Source organism: Peribacillus sp. QJM3NY_7, assembly GCF_056173225.1.
The window spans coordinates 185,237-200,075 of sequence record NZ_CM149663.1 but is presented as its reverse complement, the minus strand read 5'-3'; the positions used below and the strand labels follow the sequence as shown (position 1 = coordinate 200,075).

Below are 14,839 nucleotides of genomic sequence, written 5' to 3'. Positions count from 1 at the left end.
GGACCCATTCGTGAGGAATAGGCCCGGTCCGTAACTTATTCAATTCAATTTTTTTTTGAAAAGCAATGTAGAGAAGTATTTCCTTCCTTCCGGGGTTTTGATGTTCAATTGCTTCCATTCCTGCTTCGTTCCTTCAATCAGTTCAAAATCGAGAAAGGCTCCACTTAAACTTTCAGAAACCCGGGTGATTCGATATCCTCTTTCAAGCAAAAAATCGATTTGTTCCCTTTCTAAGCGATACTCTTGATATTCGGACATTTCCATTCCCCCTTTTTCAAACGTTCTCCTTGCCGGTCGAAGCCGTAAAAACCAACTTTTCCTCAAGTTCTGGACCTTCCCCGATTATCCAATCCCTTCCAACTGAAATGCCTAAATATTTCTCATCGCTCGGATCGATGATTTCAGCTTGTTCATATCGCTTGAACCACCAATACTTAGCTAATATAAAATAACTTGCACCGCCGAGAAGGAAACCGATAATAAACGAATAATTTGAAAAAATCGTGGCACCGATTCCTCCAATCACCCAAGAAATGATTCCTGCCCAATTCACTCCATTCAAGTACTTATACTGGCCTTCACTTTCATAGAGTTCTTGTACATTCACTCTCCGTTTACGAAGGAAATAGTAATCCGCTACCAGGATGCCGACAATGGATGCCAGGATTCCACCAATTATTAATAAAACTTCTATGATGATGCCGAACAGGCTCCATGGCTGAACTACTATCCCAATAACCCCCGCTACAACGACTCCCGCCCAAAATGGCATTTTAGGACCCATGACATTGGAGAAAATGGTAGCTGCGGGAATGACATTGGCCGTAGTATTCGTCGACCATTGAGCAAATACGATCATGATCAAAAGGACGCCGAGGGCAATTCCACTTGCTGATCCCTGTATGGCAACTACAGGGTCATAATTGGAAACAGCCATATAAGAAACCGCTCCGATAATCACCATGAACGTCTGGGTGATGGGATAGGTGATAATATTCCCAATTATTTGCCCCTTATTGCGCTTGAACCAATTTTTTTCATTTTTTGGTGCCTTTATATAGCGGGAAAGCGTCGGCATATCTGCAGTCAATGTGCCCCAAAATCCCATATTTGCCATAATGACGACCATGAAAGCCGTTGCGGCGGCCCCGCCAGTGACCGGACTTTCAATCCAGGACCATACCTCCCTTCCTTGGGCAACAGCCTGATCGGATAGGGTGAAATACATCCATCCAGAAATTAGAATGATGACGGGCGCCGCCAAGTCGGCGAATCGTTCAATCGACTTTATTCCCATTGCCGTGTTGACTAATTGTAAAACGGCAAAAATGAGGAAGCAGATAAACCAATTATCAAAGTCAAAAAGGGTTGTAAAGATAGCGTTCATTGCAGTGGCTCCAAAGTAAGTATTGAGGCCGAACCAGCATGACGCTACAAAACCGCGCACAACCGAAGGGATGTGGGTGCCAATCGTACCGAACGGCGCCCTCATATAGACTGGAAATGATATTCCATGTTCAACACCGATATCTCCTGTCATTGTCATCAAAAAGCCGAGAACCACACAAGCAATGACCGTTGCAAGAACGACCCAGCCTAAGGATAAACTTTGAACACCGTTCCCACCGATCGCGAAGGCAGCCAATACTACAGCCATGCCCACCCAAATGAAACCAAATCCGGCTGCACTTATGTTTTTCTCACTATGAGGTATAGGCAGCAAATCGGGAGACTTTAAATAATCTTTCTTCTCACTCATAAAAATCCCCCTAATTTAATTTGCAAGATTCCTTACCGAAGTTAGACTGTAAGCTTTTTCCCGGTATCCGGCTTCAACGCCGAATTATATTTTGCCCGTTTCAAGAATTGTCCTTTTCCAGCTTCGCCCACAAATTGTTTGTCTTTAATGACGAATTGACCTCTCGATAAAACGGAAACCGGCTCACCCGTAATTTCCATACCCTCAAACGCATTATAATCCACCGCCATGTGATGAGTATCTGCAGAAATGGCCCTTTCAACCTTCGGGTCAAAAATGACAATATCAGCATCCGAGCCTACGGCAATCGTCCCTTTCTTAGGGAATAATCCAAATAGTTTGGCAGCACGTGTAGAGGTCATGTCGACGAATTGATTCAAGGTAATGCGCTCTTTCATGACCCCTTCAGAAAAGAGGATACTCATGCGGTCCTCTATCGTTGGGCCGCCGTTCGGTATTTTCGTGAAATCTTCACGTCCAAGTTCCTTCTGTCCCTTAAAGTCAAAAGAGCATTGATCGGAGCCGATCGTTTGCAGCTGCCCCGTTTTCAAAGCATTCCATAGCACTTCCTGGTTTTTCTTCTCCCTTAACGGCGGGGACCATACATACTTAGAACCTTCAAAATGGGGCTTTTCAAGATAAGACTGGTCAAGAACCAAATATTGCGGACAAGTCTCACCCCAAATATCCACCCCTTTATTCCTTGCCTCAGTGATCTTTTCAACCGCATCTTCACAGGTGACATGAACGACATAGAGCTGGCCATTTGCCATTTCCGTCAGTTTAGCTGCACGTCCAGTTGCTTCCCCTTCAAGCTCCGGAGGCCTTGTTAATGCATGGTAAATTGGATCGGTGTTCCCTTCGGCAAGCGCCTGCTTTGTAAGATAATCGATGACATCACCATTTTCAGCATGAACCATGACAAGTGCGCCAAGTTCCTTTGCTTGCAACAAAGTGCGGTATAGCGTGGCATCATCAGCTTGAAAAACATTCTTGTAAGCCATGAATACTTTAAAGGACGAAATCCCTTCATTATCGATGATACTTGGCAACTCAGCCAATACTTCATCATTAATCTCACTGATCATTAAATGAAAACCATAATCTATGGCCGCCTTTCCATTGGCCTTTTCATGCCATGTTTCAATTGCTTTCTTTAAAGGCACCCCTTTTTCGGTCAGGCAAAAATCGATGATCGTTGTCGTGCCTCCATATGCAGCAGCGATTGTACCTGTTTCATAATCATCCTTTGTCGTTGTCCCGCCAAACGGCATATCGAGATGGGTATGCGGATCTATGCCCCCCGGAAAAATATATGCGCCTTTTGCATCAATGATTTCAGCCCCCTCAGCCGACAGATCCTTGCCAATCATTGCAATCTTCTCATTTTCAATCAATATATCCGCTTGATACGTATCTGCAGCCGTTGCAATCGTTCCATTTTTAATGATTTTCTTCATATTCGACCCCTCCATCATTTTACGAAATCAACACTTTCACTGCTTATGCCCCCAAGGAACGATTGGCGTTCATTCCACGTCATTGGCGGCAATTCATTTGTCAATTCGATCATATCGATCGCCCCATCGGCCGGACAGACGATCGAGCAAAGATTACAGCCTACGCAATCCTCTTCGCGCACTCTCAAGAATGAGCTGCCTGACGTGTCCTTTAACATATCTATACATTGATGCGATGTATCTTCACACGCAATATGGCATTTATTGCAGTTAATGCACACATCATTATTAATGCGCGCAACGACCTTATAATTAAGATCTAAGTTCCCCCAGTCGGAATAGCGCGGTACGGACTTACCGACAATATCCATCACGGAGGATATCCCTTTTTCATCAAGATAATTGGACAGTCCATCGATCAAGTCTTCAACTATTCTAAAACCGTGATGCATGGCAGCTGTGCAAATTTGCACTCCAGTCGAACCCATCAGCAAAAATTCCACCGTATCCTGCCAATTTGAAATGCCGCCAATTCCCGAAATGGGAACATTGATCATTTTATTCCTTGCACACTCTGCCACCATATTCAAAGCAATCGGCTTCACAGCTGGACCGCAATACCCTCCGTGAGCACCCTTGCCGCCTACATGGGGAATCGTATTCCATGAATGGATATCCACTCCTGCCAAGCTGTTGATCGTATTGATCATGCTTATTGCATCCGCACCGCCGCGCACCGCCGCTTCAGCCGTAACCGTAATGTCGGTTATATTGGGTGTAAGCTTGACGATGACGGGCTTGGATGCAGCTTCCTTCGCCCAGTATGTTTGCTTTTCAACCAGTTCTGGAACCTGTCCCGAAGCAGCTCCCATCCCACGCTCAGCCATACCGTGCGGGCAGCCAAAGTTCAACTCGTAACCATCGACCCCTACATCTTCTATGCGCTTGATGATCTCATGCCACTTTTCCTGTTGTGGCTCCACCATCACCGATGCAATGATCGCATGATCAGGGAACCTCTTCTTCGTTTCATATATTTCCTTCAGATTCACTTCCAGCGGACGGTCCGTTATCAATTCTATATTGTTAAACCCGGCAACTCTTTGTCCATTAAAACTGACCGCTGCAAAACGTGATGAGACATTCAGGATGGGGTCACCCAATGTCTTCCAAACAGCTCCTCCCCAGCCAGCTTCAAATGCACGCTGAACTTGATAACCCGAATTAGTAGGTGGTGCTGAAGCAAGCCAAAAAGGATTGGGAGATTTAATACCTGCAAGATCAATTGATAAATCAGCCATGATAAGCCTCCTATTTTTCATAGTTATTTAAGCAATATCCACCGCTCCGCCCATCAAAATCGAATCAATTTCATAGGCTGTCTTTTTCCCTTGCTGGGCAGCTGAAACAACCATTGCCTCACCTTGGCCTTTTCCGAAGATCACGTCACCGCACGCAAAGATCTTTTCATTCGATGTCCTGTAGGAATCACCCTCCAATGTCACGACGCCATCATCATGTTGAATGCCGAACTGTTCAATCAATCCTACATACCTGGATTGGCCTATGGCACGAATGACGCCATCGACCGGAATGACGAACTCTGATCCGGAAATTTGGACTGGACGGCGCCGGCCATCTTCACCTGCCTCGCTAAGCACCATTTTTACGCACTCGATACCCGTTACCTGACCGCTTTCATCCGATAGGATCCTGGAGGGGGCAGTCAGCCAGTGAAAACCGACACCTTCTTGTTTGGCAAACTCATACTCAAAATCATAGGCAGTCATTTCCTTTTGGGTACGACGATAAATAATGCTCACCTGTTCGGCGCCCAGGCGAATAGAACAGGTCGCGGCATCGATCGCCGTGTTTCCAGCCCCAATCACCGCCATCTTCTTCCCAATGAATTTATCAGTGATTGTCCCTGTTTTCGTTGACTTTACGAAATCGATTGCATCATAAACTTCAGCCAAATCCTCCCCTTCAATTCCAAGCTTAGGGACATCGGACATGCCTATCGCTAAAATGACCGCATCATGGTCGGCAGTCAGCTGATTTGCGGAAACATCCACCCCGACCCGTGTATTCGTTTTAATATCAACATCCAAACTCTTTACTTGTTCGACTTCCCAATAAGAAATGCTCTGAGGTAAACGGAACGATACAATTCCGTAAGTATTTAATCCGCCTGGATTCTTTTCAGCTTCGAAAATGGTTACACTGTAGCCAAGCAAGGCTAACTCCCTTGCTGCAGACAAACCCGCGGGACCGCTTCCTACAATGGCAACTTTTTTGCCATTCTTCTTCCCGGCCTTGAATAGGGCTTGTTTATTTTGGATGGCCCAATCTGTGGAATAACGCTGGAGATTGCCGATCATGATCGGCTTTGTAGAATGGTTCAGGACACATGCCCCCTCACATAACTCTTCAGTCGGACATACCCGCGCACAGCTGGCACCGACAGGATTGGCCGTCATGATTGTCTTGGCCGACCCTTTAAAATTACCTGATGCTATCTTCTTGATAAAACCGGGAATATCTATTCCGGTCGGACAGGCTTGGATACATGGGGCATCATAGCAGTATAAACATCGATTCGATTCTTCCAAAGCTTCCCTTGGGGATAATCCCCTCTCCGCTTCCTGAAAGTTAATCTCTAGACCACCTTTTAACGGGCTCGTCATACTCATCCACTATTTCTCCTTCCAAACATTTATTTTTGAAAAATAAAACGGGAGGAATTGCGTGCATTCTCTACTGTCCTCATATTTAAACGATTGAAAGCATTGCCAACATGGTTTCCATCCATTTAATCACCTAACAAGTCATGGCGATTTCCCAGCCAAGAATCTCTCATTTTGTTTATTATTTTCTCTCTCATTCACTCACTGGCCACGCCCCGGTCCCTGTTTCCTTTAAAAAGCCCCCCCTACTAATCTTAAAAACTCAAATCCTGATGATAAATCAGAGAATTGAGTATTCTTTATTCTATAATGTTGAAAAGCAAGTTACATTATACAAAGTGTAAAGTATTTCCAGGCACTAAATTTGCAATATGTAATATTCATGTTATTTTTCCTAACAATAAGTGATAAGCCTCGTCATTTTTCTACATCCATACTTACTTTTCATCATACTTACTGATATTTTTGGCTGATTTGTTCCGATTACCTGCTTATCAACACTTTGTCCACATAAAAAAAAGCCCAGAAACGAAAATTCTTGGTTTCCTGGGTCTTTTCACATTTATCCACAACTTATTCACATATTATATGGTGTTATTCTCTTTGTTTTTGCAGAACAGAGGCACTTCACCAAAAGTTATCCACATTAACGAATCGACTTTTCCACTTATCAACAACCCATTAAAAATTTATCAACAAGCAGGTTCATTCCGGATGTATAACGTATCGTTTATATTTCTCATAATCCGTTTTCTTGCACTCAAGCTTTATTCGATAACCGATTGCCTCATATTCCGTTTCCGTTATGTGACCATTTTCATTGAAATAAGAAACCAGCTGCCCTTGGTCAAATGGAATCAGCATTTCACAGTGAGTATAGTCGACAAAAATATGCTTGCGAATTTGATTTATCAATTCCTCGATGCCAACTTTGTTTTTTGCTGACATATATACAGAGCCACGATTCACCTGAGGGATATCCAAATCGGTAAGGTCCGCTTTATTATACGCAAAGATCGTCGGAATCCCTTTAATGCCTATATCGTTTAAAGTCTTTTCCGTTATCTCTATTTGCTGCTCATGATTAGGATTGGAAAAATCGACAACATGGATCAACAGATCCGCTTCTACCACTTCTTCCAATGTGGATCGGAATGCCTTCACTAGATGATGCGGCAATTTAGACACAAATCCCACCGTATCCGTCAATAAGAATTCCTTTTTATCCGGCAGCGGAATGTTTCGAACGGACGTCTCAAGCGTAGCGAACAGCATATCCTTCTCCAACACCTGCTTTTCGGCAGTTGGATGGAACATCTCAATCAGTGCATTCATGATCGAAGATTTACCTGCATTGGTATAACCGACTAAGGATACGACAGGGATGGCATTCTTTTTCCGCTGTTTCCTCTGCGTTTGCCTGTGTGCAACAAGGTCTTCCAGTTCTTTATTCAAAACACTTATATTTTCCTCGATCCTCCTGCGGTCAAGCTCTAACTGCTTTTCACCTGCTCCTTTGTTTGTACCGACCCCGCCGCTCTGACGCCCTAGTGACTCCCTTAAACCAACGAGACGCGGGAGCATATACTGCAGCTTTGCCACTTCTACCTGAAGCTGTGCTTCCTTCGTTTTCGCCCGATGCGCAAAAATATCCAGAATCAAGATTGTCCGGTCAATCACCTTGCAATCCATGTCCCTCTCCAGATTACGAAGTTGCGAAGGGGAGAGCTGGTCATTAAAAATGACGACATTAGCTTCTTTATGCTCAACGAGATTTTTCACTTCCTCGATCTTCCCGGTACCGATAAAATGTGATGAGTTCACCCGATGCAAATTTTGTGTGATGGTCCCTGCAACCTCTACCTCACATGCTTCCGTTAAATTGGCCAATTCCTCCATCGAATACTCAAAATCCTTTGAACCGTTGAGATTGACTCCAACCAAAATTGCCCTCTGCTGTAATTCCATCATTTCAAATCCCTTCCGTACATACCTTACTCCCTATATTATACTTAAACAAACTGTCATGCTGCCTAAAAGCGAGCCACATTGTAGCATACCAGGCATCGCTTGCATAAAGGTTGCTGCCCTTAGCAAAGTGTTATTATTTGACTTCCTTTTACTTTCAACAAAAAATATGACGACCGACTATTTTTTTCAAAGTTTCACATGAAACAATTGGAAAGCTCAAAATAAAAGCTCCCTGGTGCACCTTAAGATGCACCAGGGAGCCCATATTATTCTATTCTTTTATTCTCAATAACCTAAGACTGTTCAATGTAACTAATAGCGTCGCACCCATGTCGGCAAAAATCGCCATCCAAAGTGTTAACCAGCCCGGCGCTATCAATAATAAGGCCAGGACTTTAATCACCAATGAAAACGTGATGTTCTGCTTAATGATTTTTAATGTTTTGCGGCTTAAGCGGATTGTATAAGGCAGCTTCGATAAGTCATCACCCATTAAGGCAATATCGGCTGTTTCAAGGGCTGTATCCGTGCCCGCCCCTCCCATTGCGATTCCTACCGTGGAAGCTGCCAAGGCCGGAGCATCATTGACACCATCGCCTACCATGGCCACTCGATCGTATTTTTGTTTCCATCGTTTGATGATGGTCAATTTATCCTGCGGCAATAGCTCCGCCTCAATCTCATGAACGCCAGCTGCCGCTCCAATCGCTTTTGCCGTTCCGATATTATCGCCAGTCAGCATGATCGTTTTTTCAATGCCCAAAGCATGCAGTTTCCGAATGGCTTCCTTACTGCTTTCCCTTATTTCATCAGACACCGCGATGAGTGCAAGGAGCTTCACTTGATCGCCAAGCACCATCACCGTTTTCCCTGTATTTTGATAGCCGCTGATTAATTTAAGCACATCATCAGAGAAAACGAAACCTGCCTCTTCCACAAAAAGGTGGGGTTTACCAATGTAATAGATTTCTTGATTGATTTTTCCTTTTATCCCTTTACCTGTAATTGCAGTAAAATCCTCTACCAATAAAGAATGATAGTCCACATCGTAGGTTTCCGCCTTTTGAAGAATGGCCGTGGCAAGGGGATGCTGTGATCTGCTTTCTAAAGCAGCGGCGATGGCCAGCACGTCCTGTTCATTCAACACATCAGATAACATTTTGAAATCGGTCACCTCAGGTACGCCCTTTGTTAAAGTACCCGTTTTATCAAACGCGATTGCCTTTAAGGCTCCCGCTTCCTCCAAATGGACCCCGCCTTTAATCAGCACACCATGTTTCGCAGCATTTCCGATTGCTGTCACGATGGCGATGGGCGTAGAAATGACCAAAGCACAAGGACAGCCGACAACCAGTACAGCCAATCCCCGATAAATCCATTCACTCCAATCCCCGTTAATCACGATCGGGGGTAATACCGCAATGCCCAGGGCAATAAGCATGATGGCCGGCGTATAAAATTTTGCGAATTTATCCACGAAGGCTTGGGAAGGAGCCTTTTCGGCCTGTGCTTCTTCAACAAGGTGGATGATTTTTGCAATCGTCGTATCCTCGACCCGCTTCGTGACCTCCACTTCGAGCAGTCCTTCACCATTTAGGGTTCCGGCAAATACTTCACCCTCAACCGTTTTAAAAACCGGCTCGGATTCACCAGTAATGGCTGCTTGATTAAGTGTCGAGGCGCCCTTCATGATCCGGCCATCCATTGCAAGCTTTTGACCAGGTTTAACGATCATGATGTCGCCCACTTCAACCTCATCAACAGCAACCATCATTTCATGATGCCCTCTAAGGATCAAAGCTTCTTTAGGTGCGATGTTCATTAATGATTCGATGGAATTACGCGCCTTATCCATCGAATATTTTTCCAATGCTTCACTTATCGCAAATAGAATGACGACGGTCGCGCCCTCGCCCCATTCACCAAGCACGGCCGCCCCGATGATGGCAACCGTCATAAGGGTGTGCATATCAAAGCGAAGCCTTACAAGGTTTTTCAAACCATTGACAAATAATGAATATCCTCCAACTATGATTGCAGCCGCATAACCGATTACCGGCATGATGCTTCCATCAGCATACCGCTTATCAAATATCCAGCTGACCAGCAATAAGAAAACCGAAAACACCACTTTAATATTTTCTTTTTGCTTCCAAAATGGTTCCTTTTGAGTTGCCTGTTCCTGTTCACCGCGGATCTTCAGGTTATCGAAAGCTCCCGCCTTTTCAATCTGTTCAATGGTCGTGCTGCCCTGTACCGATATCTTCGAGGCGCCAAAGTTGATTTTGGCATCCTTCACACCCTCTAGTTCACGGACATTGTTCTCGAATTTAGCCGCACAATTCGTGCAGGATAGACCCTGGATACGATATGTTTTCATTGGGGATTCAGCCATCGACCCTTACCTCCTGCTGATGTTCTAATGCAATGAGAATCAATTGCTTAATATGGTGATCATCCAAAGAATAAAAAGCCAACTTGCCTTCTTTTCGATATTTTACGATTGCATGTTTATAAAGGGTACGAAGATGATGTGACGTCGTCGCCATCGAAGCACCAATGATATTGGCCAGATCGCACACACACAATTCCTCGTCCGTACAGAGCGCATAAGCTATCTTCGCCCTATTTTCATCGCCTATAACCTTAAACAGCTTCGACATGCTGGATATATCCACCTGGGTCATTTCCCTTTGAATGCGATTGACCTTCACTTCATCATGCAGGTGAACATCACATATATCTTTCAGTTCCGTCATCTTCTCACACCTCTCATTCAAATCTTCGTTTGATTATAATATAACACAATTCCCTGAATATTTGAATGTATAAGAATCTTTTCCCCTTCCCAAAGAAATTAATGAAAGTGTCCATATGTTTTTATATGTGGGCCATCGTTTTTTTGTTTCCCCTTTTGCTAACAAAAAGGTCATGCTGCCCTCTTCCCTGATCTTCAAGCAAAAAAAAGAAGGGACAAATTCCTTTACGCCCCTTCAATCAATGATTTCAGTAATTACCTATCGTTACCTTGATACGTATAATATATTTAATTTAGTATTTTATAGAAAAACTATGATATACTTAGTCAAACCTTTTTAAGCGTTTTACTTTACTTGTACTATTTACCCTGCTTATCGTTTAGCAGGGTTTTTTGTTATGTATTTTCACAAAACAAAAAAAGACGGACCCTTTAAAAAGGATCCGTCTTTTTTTGTTATCGAAATTATGCTTTTTGAACGTTAGAAGCTTGAGGTCCGCGTTGACCTTGTTCTACTTCAAAAGTAACTTCTTGGCCTTCGTCTAAAGATTTGAAACCTTCGCTTTGGATAGCTGAGAAATGTACGAATACGTCGTCTCCGTTTTCGCGTTCGATGAATCCAAAACCTTTTTCTGCGTTAAACCATTTTACTTTACCTTGTTCCATTGTTGTTGCCTCCTAGTGCATCTAAGCACAATGTATTACTATCCTTGCTCTAAGTCATCATCGAAAACGAAAAGTAGTACTTTTAGTATCCTTAGTACCGAACAAAAATAATTAAGACTAAGCATAACATTAAATGGTAGCGATTGCAAATAGTTTGGGGAAACTTTTTTCCAGCAATTTTTAATACTCTCTAAATTCTATAAAAAAAAGCAGTAATGAAAGTGACTCTATCTATTACACATGAACTCTTACATACATACATTCATCCAAACAAAAACCTCTCGTTTACTAATTTAAAGAGGTTTCATAGTGTAGATAAACTCGATATTTTCTACATTTTTTTGAGGGAGTGTAAAACGGAACGTTGATTTCCTCTCCGGGCGGTCCTCCCTCGGCGCGCTTTCCCGCAGAAGTCTCGAACACCCGCTTCAATCAACTATGTTTAAAAATTCAGATAGAACCCATTTTGTCTCCAAAAACCTCCCGTAAACAAAATTAAGAAAGGTTTTTATAGATGTTTACATCAAATATTTATTTCTCCGTAATGAACTTTTCTACCATTTCTTCTAAAATCGCCGATTCTTTTGCTAAATCTTCATTTTGTTCCTTCAATCCAGCCATTATGGTACTTTGTTGAATGGCAGCTGCCGAGATTTGCTCCGTTGTTGCGACTCCTTCTTCGGAAATCGCTGCAATTTCCTGTATGGATGCCAGGCTTTCATCCGAAGACTCACTGATTTTTTTCGAATGGGCGGCCAATTGTTCTGTGCCTTTCAGCAATTTCTCTACGGATTCGAATATCTTATTGAAAATCTCGCCATTGTTTTCCACTAAGGAAACACCATTTAGTATATCCTGAAAACTCTCATCATTATTTTGGATGACTTTGGCTGTTTGTTCATTAATCCGCATAATCGATTCTGAAATGATATCGATGGATTCATCGGTTTGCACGGCCAATTTTTGCACCTCTTGAGCGACTACGGCAAAGCCTCTGCCAGCATCACCCGCCCGTGCCGCTTCAATGGACGCATTCAGGGACAGCAGGTTCGTTTGGGAAGCAATCACCCTTATTAAGCCAATCACTTCATTTATCTTCACTACATCCTCTTCCAGGCTCACCAAATTAGCTTTATTCGCTTGGCCGTTTTCCATGATTTTATCCATCTGGCTCGTTACATCTTGCACTTGTTTACTCCCTTGCTCAGCAAGTGTATTTGCATGCATCGTAAATTCATTCATTTCATTCGTTTGCTCGTTCATTAAACGGATCGTATCCGTTAAGTCACTGATCATATTGGAAATCCGGTCAATATGATGGGCACGTTCTTCCGAAGCCTTTGCTTCTTCCGTTGTCCCCGTCACTATCTGGCCATAGGATTCCACCATCTCTTCAAAGGATTGCTGAATGGAAACTGTCGTTTGATTCATCGTTTGGGCATGTTCACGGACATTCTGGATAATATGGGACAAACTTAATCTCATATCTTCGAATCCATTTGACAGATCGCCAATCTCATCCTCTCTGCCAACGGGAATCGAATTACTTAAGTCCCCTTTAGCCATTTCATTCGTGTAACCAACAAGTTCATTGACGGGTCCCGAGATCTTTTTCCCGATGACAACGGCGCATAGCACACCCAATATAACGGCACTTGCAAGAAATAGGATATTATAGAATATCATTGTACTTTTCAATTCATCAATGAAGCTTGCATCCATATCGATTCCGACAATCGCGTCCGTTCCTTCGATTGGCGTAAAGTACGACTTATGTGTTCCCCACTTATCTTTATATATTTCACTCAAGACGTCTTCGCTTCCATTTATCGATTTTGCCTGTTCCGGTGTGAAGGGGGATTCCACCATATAGTCATCGCTGCCGCTCAAGGCTACAATCATGTCGGCATCATTCTCCCGCTTCAAAACATAAACATATTCAATTCCCTTTTTATCTACAACAAAGGCATCCAGTTTCCGCTTAATCTCTTCGCCCCGTTCGGAAGGTTTGTTTATCAAAGTGGGATTGAGGCTCGCTGCTAAACTGTGGGCATTTTCAGAAAGGCGATCATCGAATTGCGGAAGGACATTCTCATTGATCATTTTATTTGTAATATAGGAAAAGCAAAGGCCCATGGCCCCTGCGAAAATCACGAAAGGAATAATATAAAACAAGAATAGTTTTGCCAATAGAGATTTTTTAGGATTCAGCTTTGAAAATCTCATTTCCATGCCCCCCTTAGTTGAAAACCAGGTGTTTTATAGTCAAATATGGTATTAAATCCAAATGAAGCAATTGGAGATTTTCATTCAAATCCTCACTTCTATAAAAGATGATGGCCATGCTCCGGTCATTTTGAAAAGGAAGCTGCCTATATTCCAAAACATGATCGAATTCATGAAGAAGTCCATCATGATCAATACGTGCAACATCTTCCAGATTTATTTCAAGCGGAACCTCTGCAAAGAAAAAGCTATATATTCGATCGTCCATCTCTTCCATTATCCGATTCCAATCGGGTTTCGTTCCTGAAAAATAATGTTCATACATATTCATTCCATAGGCATGGTAACCTAGATCCGTTGTACCCGCCCCAGCAAAACGCAGGGGATTGATTTCGATGGGTATCACCCGGCTTCCCTTTTTGCGGATTTCAAAGTGTACAGGATAATTCCTAAGCGGAAGGACCGTTTGGATATTCTTCATGAACTTCAATGCATCATGATAGATTTCATCAATGGCCAACTTCGAAGTATAATAAATTCGATCGGAAGTATCGTAATCATCCTTGAATGATCGTTTGAACACATTCAAAATGACCGGTTCACCATCTTGATTGTAATAACCATCAATGGCATATTCTTCACCCTGAATCCACTCTTCTATCAAAACGGTCTGGGATCCGACCACTTCTGAATCATATAATCCACCCGAATGAAGTAAATCGGCTTTAAGCTGGTTCACGGCTATATACCAATCCTGTTCATTCTTGACTTTGTGCACACCTACACTGGAATAGCCAATATTGGGTTTGATAACTACCGGAAACGGTATTTGATTTATATCCAGCTCACTTATCATGGATAAATCGATATCTTGGAAATAGAAATCAGGATATAAAGATTTCGTCAAATTTCGCACCTGGCTCTTATCCTTCAATAACTTTGACCAAATGTATTCATTGCTATCCGGTTGAAAATGCCCTAGTAGTGTTATGCCATTTTCAGAGTTTGTAAGAATTCTTTTGTCCTTTTCCATGGACTTGAAAAATTCTGTATCCTTTTGAATGTTTAGCTTTTCTGATGTTAATGTGTCTCCCCACTGACCTTGTTCCAATACTGGAATTTGCTGTTCCTCCAACACCTTTAGAAGAATTGGCGACACAATCGACTCATTCAAAATAATCATTTTTTCCACCTAACTTGTACTGTTTTTTGTATCTCCATATTTAATCGGTTAAAACCGGTAAGTTTTTAGCTTATATAGGTATTTATTATTTAAAATCAAGATATCACTATATCTTTTTACCTATCAGTC

Annotated in this window: 11 protein-coding genes; all 11 read right to left on the bottom strand. The window is 42.8% G+C overall.

Going from position 1 to position 14,839, the window contains the following annotated elements; translation table 11 throughout:
* Positions 1-39 precede the first annotated feature (39 nt).
* The 11 genes from AC0VX1_RS01120 to AC0VX1_RS01070 all read right to left on the bottom strand — a co-directional run bounded on the left by AC0VX1_RS01120 (position 40) and on the right by AC0VX1_RS01070 (position 14,710).
* The gene (locus AC0VX1_RS01120; RefSeq protein ID WP_034304894.1) at positions 40-258 is read right to left on the bottom strand and encodes a hypothetical protein; all 219 of its coding nucleotides are present in this window, start codon (positions 256-258) and stop codon (positions 40-42) included.
* A gap of 16 nt (positions 259-274) precedes the next feature.
* The gene (locus AC0VX1_RS01115) at positions 275-1,759 is read right to left on the bottom strand and encodes an NCS1 family transporter (RefSeq protein ID WP_475469623.1); all 1,485 of its coding nucleotides are present in this window, start codon (positions 1,757-1,759) and stop codon (positions 275-277) included.
* A gap of 41 nt (positions 1,760-1,800) precedes the next feature.
* Positions 1,801-3,219, bottom strand: coding sequence for a dihydropyrimidinase (hydA, locus tag AC0VX1_RS01110; RefSeq protein WP_475469622.1), 1,419 nt, complete (start codon positions 3,217-3,219; stop codon positions 1,801-1,803).
* 14 nt (positions 3,220-3,233) lie between these two features.
* Positions 3,234-4,520: an NAD-dependent dihydropyrimidine dehydrogenase subunit PreA gene (preA, locus tag AC0VX1_RS01105; RefSeq protein ID WP_034304903.1), complete on the bottom strand. Its 1,287-nt coding sequence runs from the start codon at positions 4,518-4,520 to the stop codon at positions 3,234-3,236.
* Between the two features lie 27 nt (positions 4,521-4,547).
* Positions 4,548-5,906, bottom strand: coding sequence for an NAD(P)-dependent oxidoreductase (locus AC0VX1_RS01100; RefSeq protein ID WP_475471675.1), 1,359 nt, complete (start codon positions 5,904-5,906; stop codon positions 4,548-4,550).
* Between the two features lie 705 nt (positions 5,907-6,611).
* A complete protein-coding gene (hflX, locus tag AC0VX1_RS01095; protein WP_034304908.1) occupies positions 6,612-7,877 on the bottom strand; it encodes a GTPase HflX in 1,266 nt (421 codons plus the stop codon).
* A 271-nt stretch (positions 7,878-8,148) separates the two neighbouring features.
* A complete protein-coding gene (locus AC0VX1_RS01090) occupies positions 8,149-10,272 on the bottom strand; it encodes a heavy metal translocating P-type ATPase (protein WP_475469621.1) in 2,124 nt (707 codons plus the stop codon).
* Positions 10,265-10,636: an ArsR/SmtB family transcription factor gene (locus AC0VX1_RS01085; RefSeq protein ID WP_475469620.1), complete on the bottom strand. Its 372-nt coding sequence runs from the start codon at positions 10,634-10,636 to the stop codon at positions 10,265-10,267. The genes AC0VX1_RS01090 and AC0VX1_RS01085 overlap by 8 nt, the downstream gene beginning before the upstream one ends.
* A 464-nt stretch (positions 10,637-11,100) precedes the next feature.
* Positions 11,101-11,301 (bottom strand): cold-shock protein, encoded by a 201-nt coding sequence (locus AC0VX1_RS01080; protein WP_034304915.1) that lies wholly within the window; start codon positions 11,299-11,301, stop codon positions 11,101-11,103.
* Between the two features lie 531 nt (positions 11,302-11,832).
* On the bottom strand, positions 11,833-13,527 hold the full coding sequence (locus tag AC0VX1_RS01075) for a methyl-accepting chemotaxis protein (protein WP_475469619.1): 1,695 nt from the start codon (positions 13,525-13,527) through the stop codon (positions 11,833-11,835).
* Positions 13,528-13,540: 13 nt separating this feature from the next.
* Positions 13,541-14,710: an ATP-grasp domain-containing protein gene (locus tag AC0VX1_RS01070; protein WP_475469618.1), complete on the bottom strand. Its 1,170-nt coding sequence runs from the start codon at positions 14,708-14,710 to the stop codon at positions 13,541-13,543.
* Between the last annotated feature and the right edge of the window lie 129 nt (positions 14,711-14,839).

Coding starts and splice junctions, on each gene's coding strand:
- AC0VX1_RS01120 (WP_034304894.1), bottom strand. CDS start 258: ATGTCCGAATATCAAGAGTATCGCTTAGAAAGGGAACAAATCGATTTT.
- AC0VX1_RS01115 (WP_475469623.1), bottom strand. CDS start 1,759: ATGAGTGAGAAGAAAGATTATTTAAAGTCTCCCGATTTGCTGCCTATA.
- hydA (WP_475469622.1), bottom strand. CDS start 3,219: ATGAAGAAAATCATTAAAAATGGAACGATTGCAACGGCTGCAGATACG.
- preA (WP_034304903.1), bottom strand. CDS start 4,520: ATGGCTGATTTATCAATTGATCTTGCAGGTATTAAATCTCCCAATCCT.
- AC0VX1_RS01100 (WP_475471675.1), bottom strand. CDS start 5,906: ATGACGAGCCCGTTAAAAGGTGGTCTAGAGATTAACTTTCAGGAAGCG.
- hflX (WP_034304908.1), bottom strand. CDS start 7,877: ATGATGGAATTACAGCAGAGGGCAATTTTGGTTGGAGTCAATCTCAAC.
- AC0VX1_RS01090 (WP_475469621.1), bottom strand. CDS start 10,272: ATGGCTGAATCCCCAATGAAAACATATCGTATCCAGGGTCTATCCTGC.
- AC0VX1_RS01085 (WP_475469620.1), bottom strand. CDS start 10,636: ATGACGGAACTGAAAGATATATGTGATGTTCACCTGCATGATGAAGTG.
- AC0VX1_RS01080 (WP_034304915.1), bottom strand. CDS start 11,301: ATGGAACAAGGTAAAGTAAAATGGTTTAACGCAGAAAAAGGTTTTGGA.
- AC0VX1_RS01075 (WP_475469619.1), bottom strand. CDS start 13,527: ATGAGATTTTCAAAGCTGAATCCTAAAAAATCTCTATTGGCAAAACTA.
- AC0VX1_RS01070 (WP_475469618.1), bottom strand. CDS start 14,710: ATGATTATTTTGAATGAGTCGATTGTGTCGCCAATTCTTCTAAAGGTG.